Here is a 20222-nt window from a genome sequence, read left to right as displayed (position 1 = left end):
GTCGGACTCCGACACGATGGACCGGGCGCACGGCGCCGGTCAGGACGGGTCTCTTCGGTGGTTCGCCCCGTCCGGGGCGGACCAGGCCGCGAGGCCGGCAGGACTCGCCACCTCGTCGAGAGCGCTCTCGGCGGCACCGATCAACGCGGCGTCGGCGCCGAGCTCCCCGGCGAGGATCCGTGGCGGGGCCTCGCGCAGACACCGCATGAGACCGCCTGCCAGCGCCTGCTCGAAGGCCAGGGGCGACCTGGTGCGCAGGAGCGGCCCGATGCCCCCGAGGGTGACGACATCGGGGTCCATTGTGTTGACCAGCCCTGCCAGGCCCCGCCCCAGGCTCGTGGCGGCCGCCTCGAGAACGCCGTCGTGAGCGGGATCGCCCCGGGCGATGACCGCCTCGATGGCCGGCACCGAATCGGGGGCCGTTCCCAGCCGCCTGGACAGCGGCCCGGCGCCCAGGGCGGTGTCCCAGCAACCACGCGCCCCGCAGTCGCAGATCGCCTCCGGGTCGCCGAAGGGAAGATGCCCGATCTCCATGGCCAGGCCGGTCGCCCCGAGCATGGGCGAGCCGTCGAGGACGAGGCCGCCGCCGACTCCGGTGAGCACGGTGAGGTGCAGGGCATGGCGCGCCCCGCGCGAGGCGCCGCGGCGGGACTCGGCCAGGGCCTCGCTCGTGGCGTCGTTGGTGATGAGCATCGCGGCCCCCGGCATGGCCAGGGACGTGAGACGCACCTGTTCCCAGCCGAGGACGGAGGACTGGACGATGGCCCCGTCGCGGATGGTGGCGGCCGCTGCGACGGACACGGCCCGTACCCTTCCCGCGTGCTCCCTCGTCGCCGCGGCCACGGCCCGGCGGATCGGCGCGAGCATGCCGGCGGGGCGCCGGTCGCGGTGCGGGGCCTCGGCGAGGACCGTCAGCCGGCCGTCGAGGCCGGCGGCGGCCACTCGCCATCCGGTGGTGGTGATCTCGACCGCGACGACGAGCGGCCCCCTGGGGTGCGCGGTGAGCACCGACGTGGGGCGCCCCCGGCCGTGGACGACCGATTCCCCCTCGTCGAGGAGAGCGGCCCGACGCATCCTCGTCACGAGATCGGCGGCCGTGCCGCTGGAGATCCCCAGTTCGTGGGCGAGCCCCGCCCGGGTGATGCCCGGCATCGAACGCACCAGGGCGCAGGCATCGGCCGCCAGAGCCCAGCGGAGCCGATCGGCGGCGCCGTGTCGTTGCACCACGAATCCCCTCTCGTTTTTTAGTCGTATAACGAGTTTAATAAGGGCATGGGTTCCCCTCCACACCGCCTCGCCGACTGCCGCGCCGTCCTTCTCGACATGGACGGCACCCTGGTGAACTCCCATGACGCCGTCGAGGCGGCATGGACCGCCTGGGCACGTGACAACGACCTCGACCCAGCGGCCGTTCTCGCGGTCTGCCATGGCCCGGACGCGGCCACCACCGTGCGGCGCTTCCTGCCGGGCATCGGCGAGGCCGAGGTGGCCGGGCACGTCATGGCCCACCTGGAGCGCGAGTGCGCGGACACCGGCGGCGTGCGCCCCTCCCCCGGCGCCCTGGACCTGGTCGGCTGGATGGATGCGCAGGGCCTCCCCTGGGCGGTCGTCACCAACGCCCACCGCCGTCTCGCGCGCGCCCGGCTGGGCGCCGCCGGGATCGAACCGCCGGTCATCGTCGCCTTCGATGACGTCGAGCAGGGGAAGCCTCACCCCGAGGGCTATCTGCTGGGGGCACGGCGCCTTGGGGCCGAGCCTCATCAGGCGGCCGCGGTGGAGGACTCCGCCCCGGGCCTGACTGCGGCGAGGGCCGCTGGAATGGTCGTCGTCGCGGTGGGCGGGACCCCGCACGGCGACATCGCCTGCCGGGATCTGCACGAAGTGCGCCGGCTCCTGGCGGCCACGAGAGATCGGAGCTGACGGGAGGAACGGGCCGGCCGCTCACCCCAGGGGCGGGAACTCGTCGAGCGAGAACACCGACTCGACGGGCACGTTGAAGTAGCAGGCGATGCGCAGCGCCAGGTGCAGCGAGGGCGCGTACTCGCCACGTTCCAGGTAACCGATCGTCTGGTAATGCACGCCGAGCGCCTCGGCGAGCTCACGGCGACTCACCCGGCGATCGGCGCGCAGCACCGCGATCCGGTTGTGGACGACGTCCTCGGCCATCTCACAGACCGGTCTGGGAACGGATGGTGGACTGCATGCGAGCCAGGCTACCGATGCTCTCCTTGCGGAAGGAACGGCGGACCACGGCGGGCACGGCCGCGAAACCGACGACGATCCAGGCCACCAGGATCACTGCCGCCAGCGCCGGGGTGAAGGCACCGCCGAACTCCCACGACGGGTCACCGACCAGCGCCCAGCGGGTGAGGTGGCCGGACCAGTAGGTGGGCAGGACGAGTTGGATCGCCTGGAGCCAGCGGGGGAACGCGTCGAGCGGGCAGAAGACGCCACTTGTGGCCATGACAGCGAGCATGAGCGGAAAGCTCAGGAAGGTGCTGTAGACACCGCGGACGAGGCTGCCGACGAGGAAGCCCAGCGGCGCGCCGGCGACGGCGGTCAGCAGGACGACGGGCAGGCACAGCAGGATCTGCGGCGCGCTCCAGGACAAGGAGCCGAGGAACAGTGTTCCCCCGGCGAGCACGGCCAGCTGCATGAGGATCGTCTGGGCGATGGCCGAGAAGGTCTTGCCGATCGCCCACACCATGGGCCCGTGCGGCAGGATCCGCACGCGCAGCAGGGCCCCGCCGACGCGATCATTGTACGTCTCACCGACGATCGTTATGGCGATGTAGGTGCCGTAGGCACCGACAGCGCTGGCGAGGAACATCGGGCCGAACATCGTCGCGGCACCGTCGGGCCCGTCGAAGACTCTTGCCACGACGATGACGACGACGGCCCAGACGAACAGGGAGGCCAGGCCCGCTCCCAAGAGCACGGGGCGAAGATCACCTGCCGCCTGCCGGGCTCCGGCACGCAGGACGGCGGGAATGGCACGAGGGTTCATGACTGCTGCTCCTTCTCGACCAGGGCGAGGTAGGCGTCCTCCAGGGTGGGGCGGGTCACGGTGAGGCCGCTGATCGCCGTCAGGTCGAGCCGCTGGAGGAAGCGTTCTGGTTCGGCGGTGGCGTGGACATGGCGTTCACCGTCCTGGACCCAGGTGACCTCGGCGTCAACGCTCAGCCTCTCGCGCAGCCCGGTGACCGTGTCGTCGGCGATGATCCGGCCGCCACTCATGATGAGCACCCGGGAGGCGAGGCGTTCGGCCTCGGCGAGGTCGTGGGTGGTCATGAGGACGGTGGCGTTCTCGTCGACGCGGCCCATGATGAGGTCGTGCAGGCGGGCCTTGGAGACCGGGTCGAGTCCGGTCGTCGGCTCGTCGAGGATGAGCAGTTCGGGGCGCCCGAGCAGGGCCGCCGCGAAGTCGACCATGCGGCGCTGCCCCCCGGACAGCCGCGAGAGCCGGCTGTCGGCCTTGCCCGCGAGACCGACGGCGTCGAGCACCTGGGCGACCGTGGTGGCCGGCGTCGCAGACATCTGAATGGCCCGGATCCATTCCAGCTGGTCCTTGACCCGCCACTTGGGGTGGTCGGTCCAGTTCTGCTGGACGAGCCCGATGCGCGCCCAGAACCTGGGGTCGGCCCGGCGAGGATCCTGGCCGAACACGCGGACCTGCCCGCTGCCCGGGGCCAGTGAGCCGATGAGCGTCTCGACGAAGGTGGTCTTGCCCACCCCGTTGGGTCCGAGCAGGCAGACGATCTCACCGCGGCGCACGCCCATGTCGACGCCGCGCAGGACCGGCGTCTGCCCGTAGGAGAGGTGCAGCTCGTCGGCTCGGATGACCGGCGACTCGGCCATGGGGGGCGGTTCCGCAGCCATCAGACCTCCTTGCGTCCTGGAACTGATTCGATTGGTAGTAGTTATACTACATTTCGTAGTGGGGAGCAATCGTCGCGGACGATGCCTCGTCCTGAGTGGCCCGGACGGCTCCTCGCGTCGGCTCCGGCGCCTCGGCAGGAGCGATGCGATGGCCCTGAGCACCATGGGCGCCCTTCGCGCCCGCCCCTCGCTCTCGACCGCGGCGGCACATGGACTGGACGCCCAGGCCGACGGGGGCCACCGCGCCCGCACCTGTGGCAGGACGCCCGAGGATTACGCGAGCGCAAACAGCGGAACGCGCCGCCCCGCGCCCATGGTTGGACGTTCACCTTGGCCAGGGCTCGAGACACCAACGCCCCACCGCCCCGTCCCTGCAGCCGGACGGGCGCCGGGGGTGCCCGGAACCGGCTGCCTCGCGCGAGCCGGCCGAGCGTCCCCGGCCCGGCTCAGCGTTCCAGGTGGGCGGCCAGGTAGCGGCCCGTGACGGACTCGGAGCAGGTGGTGAGCTGGGCGGGCGTACCCGCCGCCACGACACGGCCGCCGTCGGCGCCACCGCCCGGGCCCATGTCGATGACCCAGTCGGCGTTGGCGATCATGTCGAGGTCGTGCTCGATGACGATGACGCTCGCCCCCTGGTCGACGAGCCGGTCGAGCACGCCGAGGAGCACCCGCACGTCGAGCGGGTGCAGGCCGATGCTCGGCTCGTCGAGCACGAACACCGTCCCGTGCTGGTCGCGGCCCAGGTCGGCGGACAGCTTCAGCCGTTGCGCCTCGCCGCCGGACAGGGCCGTCGTGGCCTCGCCGAGGGTGAGATAGCCCAGGCCCAGGTCGGTGAGCAGCCGCAGACGCCTGCGGACGGCGGGCAGGTCGGCGCAGGCCTGCTCCGCCTGGTCCACCGTGAGGGCGAGCAGCTCGGGCAGGGCGAGGGCGTCGGCATCGGTCCCGCCGCGGGGCGTGCGGCGGATCGTGCGGGCCGCCTCGCCGTAGCGGGAGCCGCCGCACGCGGTGCAGACGATGTCGACGTCGGGCAGGAACTGCACGTCGAGGACGATCTGGCCGGTGCCGTCGCAGTGGGCGCAGCGCAGCGAGCCGGTGTTGTACGAGAAGTCCCCGGCCTTCAGGCCCATCCGGTGGGCCGCCGGGATGCGGGCGTAGACGCGCCGCAGCTCGTCCATGACCCCGGAGTAGGTGGCGACGGTCGAACGGACGTTGGCGCCGATCGGGGATGCGTCGACGACGACCACCCGGCGCGCCCGGCCGGTCTCGATCGAGGTGGCCGGGGCGGGCAGGGGCGTGTCGTCGGCGAGCGAGCGCAGCGCCGGGACGAGGGACTCCAGCACCAGGGTGGTCTTGCCGGAGCCTGACACGCCGGTGACGGCGGTGAGCCGCTGCTCGGGGATGGCGACGTCGAGGGCGTGCACCGTGTGGATCGGGGCCGTCCCGAGCCGGATGGTGCCGTGCTCGAAGGTCTCGGCGGCCGGGGCCGTCTCGCGAACGACGGACTCCTGGGTCCCCGTGATGAAGGGGGCGATGCGGCTGGACGGTGAGGTCACCGCGTCCTGCAGCGGGGCGTTCACGACGATCTCGCCGCCCTCGCGGCCCGAGCCCGGTCCGATCTCGAGCAGCCAGTCGGCCTCGCGCAGCAGCGCCACGTCGTGGTCGACGACGAGCACCGAGTTGCCATCTGCGAGCAGGTCCCGCACGACACCGGTGAGGCCGGTGAGGTTGGCCGGGTGCAGGCCGATGCTGGGCTCGTCGAGCACGTAGAGCACCCCGGTGGTGCGGTTGCGCACGGCCCGGGCGAGCTGGACGCGCTGCCGCTCCCCCGTGGACAGGGTGGACGAGGCACGGTCCAGGCTCAGGTAACCCAGGCCGAGGTCGAGCAGGCGACGGGCGGTGACGGTCAACTCGTCGACGATCTGGCGGGCCATGGCCACCAGTTCCTCGGGCATGGCGCCGGGGATGCCGGCCGCCCACTCCACCAGCTCGCCGAGCGGGAGCCGGCATGCCTCGTCCAGGCCGATGCCACGCACCGTCGTGGAGCGGGCCGGCTCCGACAGGCGGGAGCCGCCGCAGTCGGGACAGCTCTCCTCGTGGAGGAACTTCTCCACCCGCTTCATGCCCCGCTCGTCCTTCACCTTGGACAGCGCATTCTCCACGGTGTGCACCGCGCTGTAGTAGGTGAAGTCCATCTCGGCGGCCACATCGGTCTTCTCGTTGACGTAGAGGATGTGCCTCTTCTCGGCGGGGCCGTGGAAGACGATGTCCCGCTCCCGGTCCGTCAGCTCACGGAACGGCACGTCCGTGCGAACGCCCATCTCGCGGGCGATGTCCTTCATGAGCGACCACATCAGGTTCTGCCAGGGCGCGACCGCGCCCTCCTCGATGGACAGCGACTCGTCGGGCACCAGGGTCGACTCGTCCACCGTGCGCACCACGCCGGTGCCCTCGCAGCGGGGGCAGGCGCCCTCGGAGTTGAAGGCCATCATCTCTGCGCCCGGACCGTAGAACTCGATGCCGCAGGTGGCGCAGGAGGTGGGGATCTCGAGGGCGACGTCCGTACTGGGCTCATTGGCATGACCGTTCGGGCAGCAGTGCGAGCCGAGGCGGGAGTAGGCCAGGCGCAGCGAGTTGAGCACCTCTGTGGAGGTGCCGAAGGTGGAGCGCACCCCGGGCATCGGCGGGCGCTGGTGCAGGGCCAGTGCGGCCGGCACGTGGAGCACCTCGTCGACGGTGGGCCGGGCCGCCTGGGTGAGGCGGCGGCGCGTGTAGGTGGACAGCGACTCCAGGTAGCGGCGAGCGCCCTCGGCGTAGAGCACCCCGAGGGCCAGGGACGACTTGCCCGAACCGGACACGCCGGCCACCGTCACGAGTTTCCCGAGCGGCACCTCGACGTCGACGTTCTTGAGGTTGTGCACGCGGGCGCCGCGCACGCTGATGGCAGTGGGGACCTCGGGAAGGGGCATGGAATCAGGCTAGCCAGCCCACCGACACCCATGACAGGACGCGTCCTGGCGAGCCGTGTCTCGTGAGTTGAGTGGCGTGACGCGTCCCGTGGGTCGTCACCCTGCGTTCCGCACACACCCTGCGGTTCTCGTGCGTCAGTGCACAACCAACGCAGGATCAGTCTCAACCGCAGGACCAACTCACCATAGGATCAACCCTCCGCGCAACGCAGGAGGAGGTCTCCAACCATCTCTTGGACGCCATCCTGCGGTTTATGTGTGTCATCTCACGAGAACCGCAGGATGAGCGTCTCAGACGAGCGTCCAGCCTGCGGCTTGGGTGCGCTGACGCCAGAACGCCTGGTAGGGGCCCGGCACGTCGACGAGTTCGTCGTGCCGACCCCGCTGGGCGACGCGCCCGTCGACGCCGAGGACGACCACCTGGTCGGCGGCGGTGACCGTCTCCAGTTTGTGGGCGATGACCACCAGCGTCGAGGTGCGCCGCAGCTGCTCCATGGCGGCAACAATGTTCGTCTCGTTCTCCGCGTCCAGCGCGCTGGTCGCCTCGTCGAGCAGGACGATCGGGGCGCGTTTGAGCAGGGCTCGGGCGATCGACACCCGCTGGCGCTCCCCGCCGGACAGAGCGCGGCCGCCCTCCCCCACGCGGGCCTCCCAGCCGCCGGGCAGCCGCTTGGTGATCTCGGTGACGCCGGCGAGTTCGGCCGCCCACCGGACCTCCTCGTCACTCGCGCCTGAACGCCCCACCCGGATGTTCGCCTCCAGCGTGTCGTCGAACAGGTAGACGTCCTGGAACACCATGGACACCTGCCCCATGAGCTGGGCGGTCGGCATCTCGCGCACGTCGACGCCGCCGACCCGCACACTGCCGCCGTCGACGTCCCAGAACCTGGCGAGGAGCCGGACGATCGTCGTCTTGCCGCTGCCCGAGGGTCCGACGATCGCACACATCGTCCGGGCGGGCATGTCGAGGCTGATCCCGCGCAGCACGGGCTCACCGGGCCGGTAGCCGAACACGACGTCATCGAACTCGACCTCCCCGGGGGTCGGCAGCGCAGCGGCGGACGACGGCTCCGGCTGGACCTGCGCGTCCATGACGGCGTCGAGGTGCTTCATGAGTTCGCGCCGGTCCTCCACCCCGATCATGCCGCTGCCGATGTCGTTGAGCATGGTGGTGAACCGCAGGCTCATGCCGATCGTCGCCACTGCGGGCAGGGCGGCCATGGCCCCTGAGCTCGCCAGGGAGGCGGTGAGGGCGATCATGGCGACGACGATGACCTGGGTGAGCACCCCGCTGAGGAGGCCGCCGGAGGCCTCCCACCACATGGCACGGCGCAGGGCGACGATGCCGTCGTCGAAGGCCCTGACGAGACGGCCGTAGCCGGACGCCGCATGGCAGGCGCGCAGCGCACCCTGGCAGCGGGTCAGCTCCACGATCCGGACGGCCAGCTCGCGCTCGGCGGGCTCCGATGTCGCCTTGCCACGGCCGATCAGCCGTTGCGAGACGCGCAGGAGGACGACGAGGACCGGCACGGCGGCCGTGAGCAGCGCGCCGAGGCGCCAGTCCCACAGCCACGAGCCGAGCCAGATGACGACGCAGCCGGCCGTCTTGGCGACGATCTCGTACAGGAAGTGGGCGGCGGACTGGGCGAGGTCGACCATCTCCTTGGTGACGGCCCGGGACATGACGCCGGCAGTATCGGCCGTGAACCATCGCAGGGGCAGCCGCGCGATCTTGTCGCCGACGGCGTGGTGGACGTCGTGCATGAACCCGAGCGCCCCGACCATGCCCAGTCGGCGCCCCATGAAATCGGTGACGGCGGCCATGAGGGTGCATGCGGCCAGCGCGATCAGCCAGCCGCCGAAGGACAGGCCCCAGCGGGCTTCGCCCGTGACGAGGGCGGTACTGGCCGGCATGAGGAAGAGCAGCGCCAGCCCGCAGAACGTCCCGTAGGCGACGCCCAGCCACAGCCCGGTCACCGTCTTGCGCCACGAGAGCGGACTGGTGAGCCGGCGGAAACCGTGCAGCAGGGAGACCCCCGCAGAACGCGCGAGCAGGCCCGGGCCGGTGTCCTGTTCCCCATGGCGGCGGGCGGGGTCTGCGTTCCCGGCCGCCACCGCGTTCTGGGCGATGGGCTCCTCGTCGGCCGTACCCGTCTCCTCGTCGTCCGGGGATCGCTCCCCGACCGCGGCTGCGACGGCTGCGCCGTCCGTCTGTCCCGATTGGCGAAGGAGGGTTTGGTAGTGGGGGTCGGTGCCGAGTTCGTCGTGAGTGCCGGTGGCGGTGATGCGCCCGTAGTCCATGACGACGATCTGGTGGGCGCCGCGAACAGCGGCGGGCCGGTGCGCGATGACGAGGACGGTCCTGTCGCGCACGAGCTCGCTGAGCGCCTGCTGGATCTGGCTCTCGGACTCGGGGTCGACCATGGCGGTGGCCTCGTCGAGCAGCAGGACCGGGGTGTCCAACAGGATGGCACGGGCGATCGCGATGCGCTGCTCCTGCCCGCCGGACAGGGCCGTGTCCCGGCCCAGGACGGTGTCGTAGCCGTCGGGCAGCGCCATGATCTCCTCGTCGATGCGTGCGGCCCGGGCCGCCGCGCGGATCTGCTCCCTCGTGGCGTCGGGGCGACCGAGGGCGATGTTCTCGGCGATGCTGGCGGCCAGGAGCTGGGGGTCCTGGAGGACGAAGGACACATTCCGGTAGAGGGTGTCCTCGTCCATGGCGCGCACGTCGACCCCGCCGATCCGCACGGAGCCCTCGTCGGGGTCGGCGAAACGGGCGATGAGGGTGGCCAGCGTGGTCTTGCCGGAGCCGGAGGGTCCGAGCAGGGCGGTGACGGTGCCTGGCTCCAGGACGAGGTTCGCGTCCTCGACGGCGAGGGTGTCACCGTAGGAGTAGGTGACGTGGTCGATCTCGACGCGCGCCCCCTCGGGGCTGCGCGGCTCGTCCGGGGCGGGCAGCACGGGGGTGTCGAGGATCTCGCACAGCCGCAGGGCCGCCGCCCCGGCCAGCTGGTAGTGGAAGGAGATGGTCATGACGGCGTCGAGCGTGCCGGGCAGGACGAGGGCGATGAGGGTGCAGGCGAGCACCTGCGGCATCGTGACGAGTCCGGCGTGCAGCAGCAGCGCACCGCCGCCCAGGTTGACCAGGAGCAGCACCGGGATCGACACCCATGCGCTGGCGAGGCAGCTGACGGTGATGAGCGGCATGGCCCAGGATCGGTATGCGCCGGAGAAGCCGTCGGCGGCCTTGAGATAGGCGTCGTGGGCGCGTCCGACGCGCCCGAAGGCCTTGACGACGGAAATGCCGGCGACGAACTCGGTCATCGTGGCCGAGACGGTGGCGAGCCTGCGGTCCATCTCGATGGTCTTCTCCGTCATGCCCCGCATGGAGAGTGAGTAGGTGAAGGCGTAGAGCGGGATGGTGGCGATGGCCAGCAGGGCCAGCCGCCAGTCGATCCAGAGGGCGCAGGCCAGCAGGGCCAGCGGGGAGACGGCCGCGTTGAGCCGGTCGACCGGGCCGTGGGCGATGGCGACGTGGACGGCGGTCGTGTCGTCCTGGATGGCCTTGCGCACCTGACCCGAGGTGGAGTCGGTGAACCACGACAGCGGCGCACGCGCGATGCGTTCGACGATGTCGCGCCGCAGCCGATCGCGCAGTACGAGGTCGGCGAAATGCGTGATCATGAGGGCGACGAAGTGCAGGCCCAGGCGTGCCGTGTAGGCCGCCACCAGCACCAGCACCACCGCGCGCACCTGCTGCGGGTCGGGACTGCGCCCCTCGCGATGGGCAGCCAGGAGCAGTTCTCCGAGCCGGACGAGAGCGATGTAGGGGGCCACGGCGAGGATGCCGGAGATCACCACGAGTACCTGACCCACCAGCAGGCGTCCCCGCACCGGGGCGCCGAGCCGTTTGATCGCCGCGCCGCCCGCGGCGGCGCGAGCCTTGTTGGCGGCGGCATCGGCGATGTCGTACTCGTCCTCGCCGCCGGCCTCATCGGCGTGGCCTTCCTGGTTCCCCTCCCCCGGCGGGTCAGCGGCGTCACAGCTGACTTCGCCAGCGGGTTCGGCACTGCCCCGAACCCCGGCCTGATCGGCCGTGACACTGCCGTGCTCTGCAGCCGGCCCGTCCCCGCTGGCGACCTCACCGTGATCGACGCCGCCGTCGGCCAGGTCGACGGCGGGTCCGGCTCCGCCCTGGCCCTTGGGTCGAGCCGGGGCTCTGCCGCTGTCCCCGCCTGAACATCCGCCCCTCACCCGATCTCCGACCTGAGCGGCCGTCGCGACCTCCCCGGCCCCACCCGTGAATCCGTCCTCACCGCGATCAGGGCCACCCGAGCGGGCAAGATCATCCTCAACCACAGGATCACTCGTAGTCAGAGGGGATTTATTCGCCTCAGAGGATGTCTCCTTCGAGCTCATGGCACAACTCTCCATTTGAGAATCATTATCAATAGATCTAAGGTTCAGCTTAGCTTAAGAACACAGGTCGCGCCAAGAGCTCTGCGCCATCACGATCGCGACACGATGACGAGATCAACGACCCCGGACCGAGCACCCCGCCAGTTAGAGCACAATCACCCTGCGATTCTTGTGTGTCTTCACACAACGAGCGCAGGACGACCGACCAGCAGCCCACACCACAGGACCCGGAGAAGATGCCTGCAGCGCCCCGGCACAATCACCCTGCTGTTCTCGCGCGTCTTCACACGACAACCGCAGGACGAACGTGACAGGGCTTCGCATGGTCGCCCACCAGCGGAACTACCGATTGGGTTCTGGACATTGTCGCCGAGGAACCACAGGGGATACAGTGCTGCTGTCCATCGTTACACCCCCGACTAGCAGTGTTGCTACCCCGGGGCTCAGTCGTACCCGGAGATGACGCTCATGCCCGTCGATGAAGTGGCCACCTCGCCAGCACACGATCCAGCATCTCTCGGGGCCGTCACCGACCGAGCAAGACTCCCACAGCAACCAGCTCCCAACCCGCCGCTGCCCCAACAGAGGAGCAGCCCCACGGCATGCCGCCGACGGAGCCCCAGCATCCCGATCACCCCACACCGGTCGACACCACCGAATTCGCCGCACGATCGACGCGCCCCAACAGGAGTATGTCCCGGAGTGGCACAGGCTCGCCAGCAGCTGGTCATGAATGCCGCATTAGCCAAGAGGCACGCCACAGCCAACGAGCAGACGGCACGAATGATCAACAACCGTCCACACCATGAAAGGCACAATCATGTCTGATTCCGACTTCATCATGTGGAACAAGGACGGGAACTGGCTGACAGCCCCGTACAACGATGGCGCAGGCGGCAAGTTCACATCCGACACAGATACCTCTGCATATTTCGAGATGTGCGCAGATGAAACCCATGCATCGATCGACAAGGGAAACTATTTCCTGTTCACCAACTTTGAGGAAATACACCCCCTTCCCGCCTTGCATCAGAAAGCCAGGAATTACGACAACAACCATCTTCAGATTCGTATCGAAGATCAGTGGTTTGAGTGCAATTGTCCGAGCCTTGATGAGTCTGAACAAAATGCGCTAGCCACTGATAAAAATATCGTGGTATCTTGTACCCCCACCGGTCCTCGAACCTTGATCTGGATCAACGAAGGCGGTCGAGAGCAGTGGCGCCAAGACAGAGCGCAAAAGAAAATCAAAAACGAGCAACGCAAGCAAGCCCAACGAGAACGAGCCGCGGCAGAAGCAATCAAGAACCGCCATGACCAGGGCGATCATTTCATCAATCCCTACACGTTCGTACCACTTCCAGAACAGATCAGACGAAGCAAACCCAAGGGGCACGAGGCCCTCAAACTGGATGCAGTATCAGGCTGGTTCACTTGGCGGCTCACCTTCAAGACTCCACTGGTGTACCCAGTAGAAGATCTGCCGATCACGAAGGATGGCTCAATCCGATACCCCGGTTCAGCACTGCGGGGCGCATTACGAAACCTTCATGAGTCATTGACCGGCAGCTGCCTGCGCATCCTCGATGATGAATATCTTCCAGTACACCGCGAACCAATGAGTGTGGGCGCCCAAGAGCACCGACTCGCCGTGGTACGTGAAGTAAACCCGGTGACCGGCGCCATCACAAAGGTGGAACCAACCGAAAAACTCTGCTGGGTCGAGTCATCCGTCATCCACAAGGTCATCAGTGCGGATGAGCTATATTCTGGTTCCCGAGTAAACCTCAATGCGAAAACCCGTAACTACGCCAGCCATGCCAAACGCTACGAAATCACAGACGAAGATGCGGCCTCAGCAGGAGATGACTGGGTGCTCCACCTGTCAGAAGCAGGAGCACGACCAAGACCAAGCAAAAAGCATCCCACCAGGAGTTATTTCATTGCCGCGGGTCGCCTCACCGGTGAAAAACTTATCACCATAACCCAGGAAAACTGGGAACAGTTCAAGCTGATGTGCGCAGGTTCTGAGGATATGACCGGAGAGGACAACTCCAACCAAAGTTCACCCAGTTCACCACGACCAGGGGAATGGGACTGCGTTAAATTTCAAAAGTCCTTGGGAGAAGAACCTGAATGCATAGGTAAACGCCATAAGGCCAATGCCTTGCTGTCAAATGGAGACACCGTCTGGCTCGACTCGAACGATCGACTCAAGATGGCAACCATATGGCGATACCCTGGCGAGTACTCCGTCGGCGACAGAATGAACAAGGACTTCAAGCCCTGCCACGACCCCAAGTCCCTGTGCCCGAGTTGCGCCGTATTCGGCTCAGTCGACACACGCACCCCGGAAAAGAAGAAGCCATCCGTCGAGCAAGCTGGGTACGCCTCACACGTGCGAGTCGGCTGGGCGTACAGCGCTGGATCAATTTCACCCGATCAAATCGACATCCCGCCACTCCGTTCCCCCAAGCCAAGCTCTGGTGGTTTCTATCTCGAGCCCGGACCCAGCGATTCAAATAAGACTTCGAACGACATTCCCCACGCCCACTGGGGCTCTGACAGCGACAAACCCAAGCCCCGGAAAATTCGTGGTCGCAAGTACTACTGGCACGGCCAGACGGACAGAGATGAGCCGAATCGTCAAACCAGCCGGTCCAAAGAGGCCTCTGACGGCAGCATCAAGATTGCACGGGAAATCGTGCTTGAGACAAAGGTGTCCTTCGACAATCTTACACGCGAACAACTGGGTTGGCTGCTTGCGGCCGCCGATCCTGGCACGTTCTTCAACACCACGAACACTTCCCAAGACAAACAGCAGAACGAGTATTGGATACATCTTGGCCGCAGTAAGCCTCTTGGTTATGGCAGCGCCCAACCTGAAATCACCAACTTACATGTACAAACCGCCCATGGCAGATATGACACAGTCGAAGATGTACCCACCACAACCGAGGAACTGATCAGCGCAATCAGTTCCCATATCCCTGATGAACTCAAGTGCGTACATAACTACCTCAGGCGCGTTCTCATGGCACATCCGCAATACGTCGCCGACGATCGTATCTGGTATCCACCTATCGGCAATTTCAAGAAAAGAAATAACAGGGAAGAAAAAGAGGAATTCGATCAGTCATTCCAATGGTTCGCGAGTAACTCAGGCGGGCGACCCCCCAATGGCCTCACCCCGTTACCCGATGCCATGGACGATAACCAATACCTTCCAACAGGTGCTTCACAAAAAGATTCCTCGAATCAAAAGAAGAACAACACCAAGGGAAGGAGACGCCGATGACCACCTATGCCACCGTCGGCCTCCAACGCATCCAGACCTATCTGGCCCGCTCCCGATCCTTGTGGGGCAGGCGTGGGGCCTCAGAGGAGTTGGTGCAACTCACGGCCCTGCCCGAGAAGTCTTCGCCAGATCGCCCGGCGGACACGGAACTGACCGTCACCAAGATTCTCGGCTGCCATCCCGGAGTCGAGATCAATCCAGAAGGTCTTGACATCGACGGGGTCGTGAGCCTGTGCTCCAAACCCGGCGCCGCCACCGATGCGAAGCAGGTGGTTGAGGCAGCCACTGCACTGGCCGCAAAGATCCGTGAGCGACTTCCCGGCGTCACCATCAAGATCAGCCACATACAGAGCGATAAGAGCTATGCCGAGCTCTCCAGAAATCTTGACAGCTGGAGCAGCATGACGTGGTATCCGCTCGCCACCGAGTTCCCGGCGGCCCGCCTGTGCGACGAATGCCGGCTGGATCCCGCCGCCGGGATATTCAAGGACCACGACGACAAGGAATTACGGCTGTGCAATGACTGCAGCAGTCACCACGGCGCAGAAGACAGATGGCGGAAGCGCACTCTCACCAGTCACAGCAAGGCCGATGACCGGACCGGGGACATTCCAACTCGTTTCACCACTGAGGGCTGGCTCCTGCGCAGGCTCCGCGCCGCACCCGAATATGAGGGACTGACATTCAGCGAGCACTTCGAAGACCTCGGGCAGCTTGGTGCCCTACAGCCCGATAACACGCGTGGCGGCAATCAGCTGCGTGGTCGCACCCACGAGGGGAACCACACCGCTCTCATCTTCGCCGACGGCAATGGTATGGGCGCTCTCTTCAATGATCTTCTCACCAATGCCGCAGACCATGCCGGCGACGGTGACTCGACGAAAGACGTCCGCGAGGTTTCCAAGACAATCAAGAAGGGCACCTCGGAAGCCCTCCTCGAAGCCACCAAGCAGATCTTGGCCAGCGGCGAAAAGGTCTGCCCTGTCGTCCCTCACATCAACGGCGGTGATGACGTGCTCGTCAGCGTCACGGCACCCCGCGCCTGGCGTTTCCTCAGAAGTTTCCTTGACATACTCAAGGGCTCCCTCACCGAGCTGAGTGAAAAGCATGGGCAGCCGTTGAGCATGTCGGCTGGCATGGTGATCTGCAAGGCGGAGTACCCGTTCGCGAACCAAGTGGAACTGGCCGAAGTGCTCATGCGGAACGCCAAGTCGGCGGTGCACGGCAAGGACTGGAGCTTCGCGTGGCTCGACGTCACCCACGACGGGCTCGACCCGAATACCCACGACCCGTGGACGCTCGATCGGCTCAGCAGGTGCGAGAAGGCCCTCCGCCACCTGCGAAGCGACATGACCGCCCATGGCGAGACAGCCCTGGTTCGTGCCCTCGCCGGCGATCGAGACAGTCGCGGCACGCTGTTGGACCATCTGACCTGCCGCATGCCCGAGGTCAAAACTCTTCTCCGCCTCCTCCACGTCTCAGATCCGAAGGGAATCACCGATGAGCAGACCACACTCATCAATGACCTCATCTCGATCGGCAGGTGGTGGCGATGATTGACCTGACCATGAAGCTGGCCTTCGGGAGCAGTGTCCGTATGGGCACCGGGTACGCCACAAACGGGCTCGATGAGGTGATCGACGACAAGGCGCCGCTCACCGCCAGCGGCATCAAGGGCGTGCTGCGCGACGAGGCACGCCTTCTGCTCGCTCCCACGAAGAAGGGCGAAGACATCTCCGCCAAGGATGATCATCCCTTCGTCACGGCCGTCTTCGGTGGACCGAGCGGAAGGCAGTGCCCCTGGAACTTCGACATCGACATCCACGACGAACGCCGGGGCGACGCGGGCAGGCCCTCCGGCCCCGGCGAGGGGCAGAACGCCGCTGAGCCGAACACGAACCGGCATGCCCTTGAGGTGACCTCGCGAGCCAGCCTGCGGCTGGACGACACCGGCTCGATCGTCGACGGGGCCCTGCTCGTGAAGGAGGAGGCCTGGATCGGCACCGCCACGCTACGACTCTTCCAGCGCGACCGGCTCTGCGCGTCCGGCCTGCCCGAGTCGTGGCAGCAGGACCCCGAAATGGTGCGGCAAGCCCACCTGGCGCTCATCAGCGTTGCGGCACGGCTTGTCGACAAGGTGGGCCAGCGCAAGACCCGTGGCATGGGTTGGGTGGAATTCCTTCCCGATCCGCAGCGCCCGATCAAGGAGGACCTTGAGATCGTCCGGCAGATCATGGCCGGTCAGCACGCCAAGGAGGCGGCATCAGATGGCTGAGTGGTTCACGGTGAAGATCACCTCGCAGCAGCGGACCTCGTTCGGCACCGGAGGCGAACGCGCCTATCTCACCCATACGCACCCGTTTCTGCCCGGCTCGGTGCTCCGCGGCGCCCTCGCCGCAGCGTGGCTGCGAAACGGCGAACCCATCGACGAGGGGTTCAGCGCGATCTTCGAGCGCGGGCGCTTCAGCCCGGCCTTCCCCAGCTGGGCGCAGGTGCAGAGCCAGTCGGTGAGCCGCTGCAAATACCACAAGAAGGACAGCGGTCACGCCGAGTACATCGACCACGCGTTCAAAACCGACTGCTCGATAGCTGACTCGAAGCTGCGCTGTGAGGCGAGCCGAGAATATTTGAAGGGCGCCTGCACGCACTCCGGCATCTTCTCCCGTATCACCACCGCGCTCGCGCCGCGGACCAACACGGCGGCCGAGAGTCAGCTGTTCGCCCGCGAGATGATCGAGAAGGGCACGGTGTTCACCGGTCACATCGTGCTGCCCGATGGCACCGACACGGAAAAACTCGAGCAGCTCCGTCTCGCCTACTTCGGTGGCCGCGGCACCGTGATGGGGCGCTGCACGGTGGACATCCGGCACGACCCCGATGGGCCGCCCGGGCTCACCGGCGACGAACAGGGGCGGGTCGTCGTGCGCACCATCAGCCCGACCATCCTCGTCGACGACGCCGGTTTCCCGTCCACCGACCTTGCCAGCGCCCTCGAATGCGTCGCCGGTGTTCGTCCCGACGAGGGGCGCCTGTGGGCCTCCCGGGCCGAGAGCGGACTGGCGAGTGGCTGGCATGCCGCCTCCGGGCTGCCCAAACCCGCCGAGATCGCCCTGGTATCGGGCGCGGTCGCCGTACTGACCGGCTTCGACCCCGGAAAACTCCGCGAACTGCTCGACAAGGGCCTGGGGCTGCGCCGCAACGAGGGCTACGGCTGGGTCGAGGTCATGGCCCAGCCCTGGCGTCCGGTCACCGAGACACCGCGAACGGCATCATCATTGCTGAACACGCCGCAACAAGCCAGGGACGACGGGGCCAAGAAATGGCTGGCCGCGATCAAAGAGCTGCAACTCGAACCGGCGCAGAAGAAATGGTTCGCCGACCAGCTGCGCCGTTTCCGGGCCGGGCAGAACAAGGACATCCATCTCGTCGTGAACAAGCACACCGGCGAGCCGATCGCACGCCAGCTGACCGACGCGCAACGGGACGGCATCAGCAAACAGTCCAGTGCCGTGGGCGAGCACCAGCAACCCGCGGGCGGGCGTGAACTGGTCGGCGTCGAAGAACTGCTGAGGACCATCCCGAACGGCATCCGCAACGCGGTCGCCACCGCGATCACGAAGGAGGCCGGGCGATGAAGCGTACCTATGTGCGAGTCACGTTGCAGCTGGAGTCGAGCTGGCGGATCGGGGCGTGGGACTCGTCGGGGGCCGACACGGTGAGCACCCTCACCGCCCCGGGCGGCGCGCCGGTGGTGCCGGGCTCGAGCATCGCCGGTTCGCTGCGCCATGCGGTGGCCAAAGAGCTCCGGGAACAGCTGTTCGGCCCCGAGCTGAGCACCGAGTCCACCGGCAACAACAAGACGAAACTGTCCGCGTCACCGTGGTGGGTGCTCGGCACGGTGGTGCGCGGCGCCGAGATCACGCAGCGGCAGCGCAACCGCATCGACCGGACGCGCGGTTCGGCGTCCGAACGGGCCCTGTACCGAGTCGAGGAGGTCGTGCCGCCCGAGAACACGAAGACCGAGGTGCTGGTCTATCTGCGCCGTGAGCACGAGCCCGGTGAACAGGTCATCGAGCCGCTGCTGGAGGCGCTGAGGGCCTGGCGTCCCAGGGTCGGCGGCGGCGCGTCGATCGGTATGGGGCGGGCCAGGATCACCGAGCTGGTGCACCGCACCCTCGACCTCGATGACCCCGGTGACCTGATGGCCCTGGTCAGCGCCACGGGTGGAGGACCCGACGGGCAGGATGACGAGAGACCTGCTCCCGCCAAGCGGGCCGACGCCCTGCTGCAGGGCGCAGAGAGCGTGTCCATCGAGAGCGGGAACCGGACAATGCCCCCGTACCTGGACCATGTCATCAAGGCCCTGCTGCACCAACGCAGCGACCAGGGCCACGGCGACCAGCCGTTCCTCACCGCGGAACTCGCGGTGGACTTCTTGGCGGTACCCGATGTCCAGGCAGACCGTATCCACGGCAGCTCGTGGAAAGGGCTGCTGCGCTCGCGCGTCGAGTACATCGGACGTTCGCTCGGCCACGTGGTGTGCGGGGCCGGGAGGGACGAGACCGGCGGGGACGGCCCCGAGACCGATACGAGACACCGCGAGGTCGGCACGCAAGGCGCCGACGGGGGCGACCCCGACACCGGCGACGAGCAGTGGACCGGTTGCGGCCACTGCGCGGTGTGCCGTTTCTTCGGTTCGACCGAAAGGCCCGGCGTCGTGGCATTCGCCGACTCGCCCTTCGAGTTCACAGGCAGCGGCCAGCACGAGGTCCGGACACGCCAGCGCATCGCCATCGACCGCTTCACCGGCGGGGTGCGTGACGGCGCGCTGTGGCCGCAGCTGTACCTGCAGGACGTGCGGCTGCGCCTCGTCGTCGACGTCAACCCACTCGCCGCCGCACTCAGCCCGTCGCCCGGCGACGAGTGGGTCGGCCAGGCTCTGCTGCACTCCCTGCGCGACCTTGACGACGGTCTCATCGGCGTCGGCCCAGAGGGGGCGGCCGGCTACGGCACCGCCAAAGTCGACTCCGTGATGGTCGGCGGCGAGCGGATCGACCTCGGCGACCTCGACCCGATTCCTGCGCCCACCGAGAAGGAGGCCGCCTCATGAGCGGCGACGAGAGCCCCGTGAAGATCCACGACATGTACCTGACGGGCCACGGCCGCCTGCCATGGAAGCAGATCGTCGAGCTGCTGGCGGACACGCGCTGCGCCTGGGCCGACTACAACGGTTTCCATGTCGGGGAGCCATGCCCCAACCAGGCGCCGCCCTACTCGCACCTGTGGGCGTGGGACACCGACCCGACCAGGCTGCTGAGGGTCCGCGTCGACGGCGAGGAGGGCATCGTCGGTGAACTGTCTGACGACGAGCCGCCCCCGGGCTACCCGGCCCCGCGGAAGATCAGGGTGCGGGTGAGCACCAGCCTCCCATGGGGCGACGACGGCCAGATCGACCGCGGAGTCGAATCGCCCGTGCGGAACGGGGTGTTCACCCTGTACGAGCCCCTGCTGCCCGTCTCGGCGACCTTCGTCTCGGGGAGGGAACCGGCCCACTGATGCCCGCGATCTTCGCCCTGCCCCTGCCGGACCAGGACGGCCCGGCGCGCCCGGAGCACCTGCATGCTGCTTTCAGCGGTTGGTTCGACCAGCCCGGCGCCTCA

General features: G+C 67.4%; 13 protein-coding genes. 7 read left to right on the top strand and 6 right to left on the bottom strand.

Translation table 11 applies throughout. The features are described 5' to 3' along the window. Positions 1-39: 39 nt before the first annotated feature. Entirely contained in the window at positions 40-1227 is a 1188-nt protein-coding gene (locus D9T14_RS05900) for an ROK family protein (protein WP_197720592.1), read from the bottom strand. Between the two features lie 45 nt (positions 1228-1272). Between D9T14_RS05900 and D9T14_RS05895 the strand changes: the two genes are divergently transcribed. Continuing rightward, complete coding sequence (locus D9T14_RS05895) at positions 1273-1920, top strand: HAD-IA family hydrolase (RefSeq protein WP_119161412.1); 648 nt, start codon at positions 1273-1275, stop codon at positions 1918-1920. Positions 1921-1941: 21 nt separating this feature from the next. Here the strand turns inward: D9T14_RS05895 and D9T14_RS05890 are convergent, their stop codons facing one another. From D9T14_RS05890 to D9T14_RS05870, 5 genes are all read right to left on the bottom strand, one after another. Next, positions 1942-2166, bottom strand: a complete 225-nt coding sequence (locus D9T14_RS05890) for a helix-turn-helix transcriptional regulator (RefSeq protein WP_119161358.1) — start codon at positions 2164-2166, stop codon at positions 1942-1944. A 1-nt stretch (position 2167) separates the two neighbouring features. Next, positions 2168-3007 carry an ABC transporter permease gene (locus tag D9T14_RS05885; protein ID WP_119161357.1) on the bottom strand — a complete coding sequence of 280 codons (840 nt, stop codon included), beginning with the start codon at positions 3005-3007 and terminating at the stop codon, positions 2168-2170. Further along, positions 3004-3879 (bottom strand): ABC transporter ATP-binding protein, encoded by an 876-nt coding sequence (locus D9T14_RS05880; RefSeq protein WP_232012366.1) that lies wholly within the window; start codon positions 3877-3879, stop codon positions 3004-3006. The genes D9T14_RS05885 and D9T14_RS05880 overlap by 4 nt, the downstream gene beginning before the upstream one ends. Positions 3880-4325: 446 nt before the next feature. Further along, positions 4326-6845, bottom strand: a complete 2520-nt coding sequence (locus tag D9T14_RS05875; protein ID WP_119161355.1) for an excinuclease ABC subunit UvrA — start codon at positions 6843-6845, stop codon at positions 4326-4328. A gap of 291 nt (positions 6846-7136) precedes the next feature. After that, complete coding sequence (locus D9T14_RS05870) at positions 7137-11099, bottom strand: ABC transporter ATP-binding protein (RefSeq protein ID WP_232012367.1); 3963 nt, start codon at positions 11097-11099, stop codon at positions 7137-7139. 985 nt (positions 11100-12084) lie between these two features. Here D9T14_RS05870 and D9T14_RS05865 point away from each other — a divergent pair. From D9T14_RS05865 to D9T14_RS05840, 6 genes are read left to right on the top strand one after another with little or no spacing between them, the layout of a single operon-like run. Next, positions 12085-14562: a TIGR03986 family type III CRISPR-associated RAMP protein gene (locus D9T14_RS05865; RefSeq protein ID WP_182482052.1), complete on the top strand. Its 2478-nt coding sequence runs from the start codon at positions 12085-12087 to the stop codon at positions 14560-14562. Continuing rightward, entirely contained in the window at positions 14559-16118 is a 1560-nt protein-coding gene (locus tag D9T14_RS05860; protein WP_119161352.1) for a Cas10/Cmr2 second palm domain-containing protein, read from the top strand. The genes D9T14_RS05865 and D9T14_RS05860 overlap by 4 nt, the downstream gene beginning before the upstream one ends. After that, entirely contained in the window at positions 16115-16837 is a 723-nt protein-coding gene (locus D9T14_RS05855; RefSeq protein WP_126464283.1) for an RAMP superfamily CRISPR-associated protein, read from the top strand. The genes D9T14_RS05860 and D9T14_RS05855 overlap by 4 nt, the downstream gene beginning before the upstream one ends. Next, positions 16830-18197, top strand: coding sequence for a hypothetical protein (locus D9T14_RS05850; protein ID WP_119161350.1), 1368 nt, complete (start codon positions 16830-16832; stop codon positions 18195-18197). Before D9T14_RS05855 ends, D9T14_RS05850 begins: the two co-directional genes overlap by 8 nt. Next, positions 18194-19672: an RAMP superfamily CRISPR-associated protein gene (locus D9T14_RS05845; protein WP_119161349.1), complete on the top strand. Its 1479-nt coding sequence runs from the start codon at positions 18194-18196 to the stop codon at positions 19670-19672. The genes D9T14_RS05850 and D9T14_RS05845 overlap by 4 nt, the downstream gene beginning before the upstream one ends. Then, entirely contained in the window at positions 19669-20118 is a 450-nt protein-coding gene (locus tag D9T14_RS05840; RefSeq protein ID WP_119161348.1) for a hypothetical protein, read from the top strand. Before D9T14_RS05845 ends, D9T14_RS05840 begins: the two co-directional genes overlap by 4 nt. The last annotated feature ends 104 nt before the right edge of the window (positions 20119-20222 follow it).

Origin of the sequence: Propionibacterium australiense (assembly GCF_003666605.1) — a bacterium.
GTDB lineage: Bacteria > Actinomycetota > Actinomycetes > Propionibacteriales > Propionibacteriaceae > Propionibacterium > Propionibacterium australiense.
The sequence above is the reverse complement of the archived record's forward strand: the minus strand, read 5'-3'. Positions and strand labels throughout refer to the sequence as shown.

Coding starts and splice junctions, on each gene's coding strand:
- D9T14_RS05895 (WP_119161412.1), top strand. CDS start 1,273: ATGGGTTCCCCTCCACACCGCCTCGCCGACTGCCGCGCCGTCCTTCTC.
- D9T14_RS05890 (WP_119161358.1), bottom strand. CDS start 2,166: ATGGCCGAGGACGTCGTCCACAACCGGATCGCGGTGCTGCGCGCCGAT.
- D9T14_RS05885 (WP_119161357.1), bottom strand. CDS start 3,007: ATGAACCCTCGTGCCATTCCCGCCGTCCTGCGTGCCGGAGCCCGGCAG.
- D9T14_RS05880 (WP_232012366.1), bottom strand. CDS start 3,879: ATGGCTGCGGAACCGCCCCCCATGGCCGAGTCGCCGGTCATCCGAGCC.
- D9T14_RS05875 (WP_119161355.1), bottom strand. CDS start 6,845: ATGCCCCTTCCCGAGGTCCCCACTGCCATCAGCGTGCGCGGCGCCCGC.
- D9T14_RS05865 (WP_182482052.1), top strand. CDS start 12,085: ATGTCTGATTCCGACTTCATCATGTGGAACAAGGACGGGAACTGGCTG.
- D9T14_RS05860 (WP_119161352.1), top strand. CDS start 14,559: ATGACCACCTATGCCACCGTCGGCCTCCAACGCATCCAGACCTATCTG.
- D9T14_RS05855 (WP_126464283.1), top strand. CDS start 16,115: ATGATTGACCTGACCATGAAGCTGGCCTTCGGGAGCAGTGTCCGTATG.
- D9T14_RS05850 (WP_119161350.1), top strand. CDS start 16,830: ATGGCTGAGTGGTTCACGGTGAAGATCACCTCGCAGCAGCGGACCTCG.
- D9T14_RS05845 (WP_119161349.1), top strand. CDS start 18,194: ATGAAGCGTACCTATGTGCGAGTCACGTTGCAGCTGGAGTCGAGCTGG.
- D9T14_RS05840 (WP_119161348.1), top strand. CDS start 19,669: ATGAGCGGCGACGAGAGCCCCGTGAAGATCCACGACATGTACCTGACG.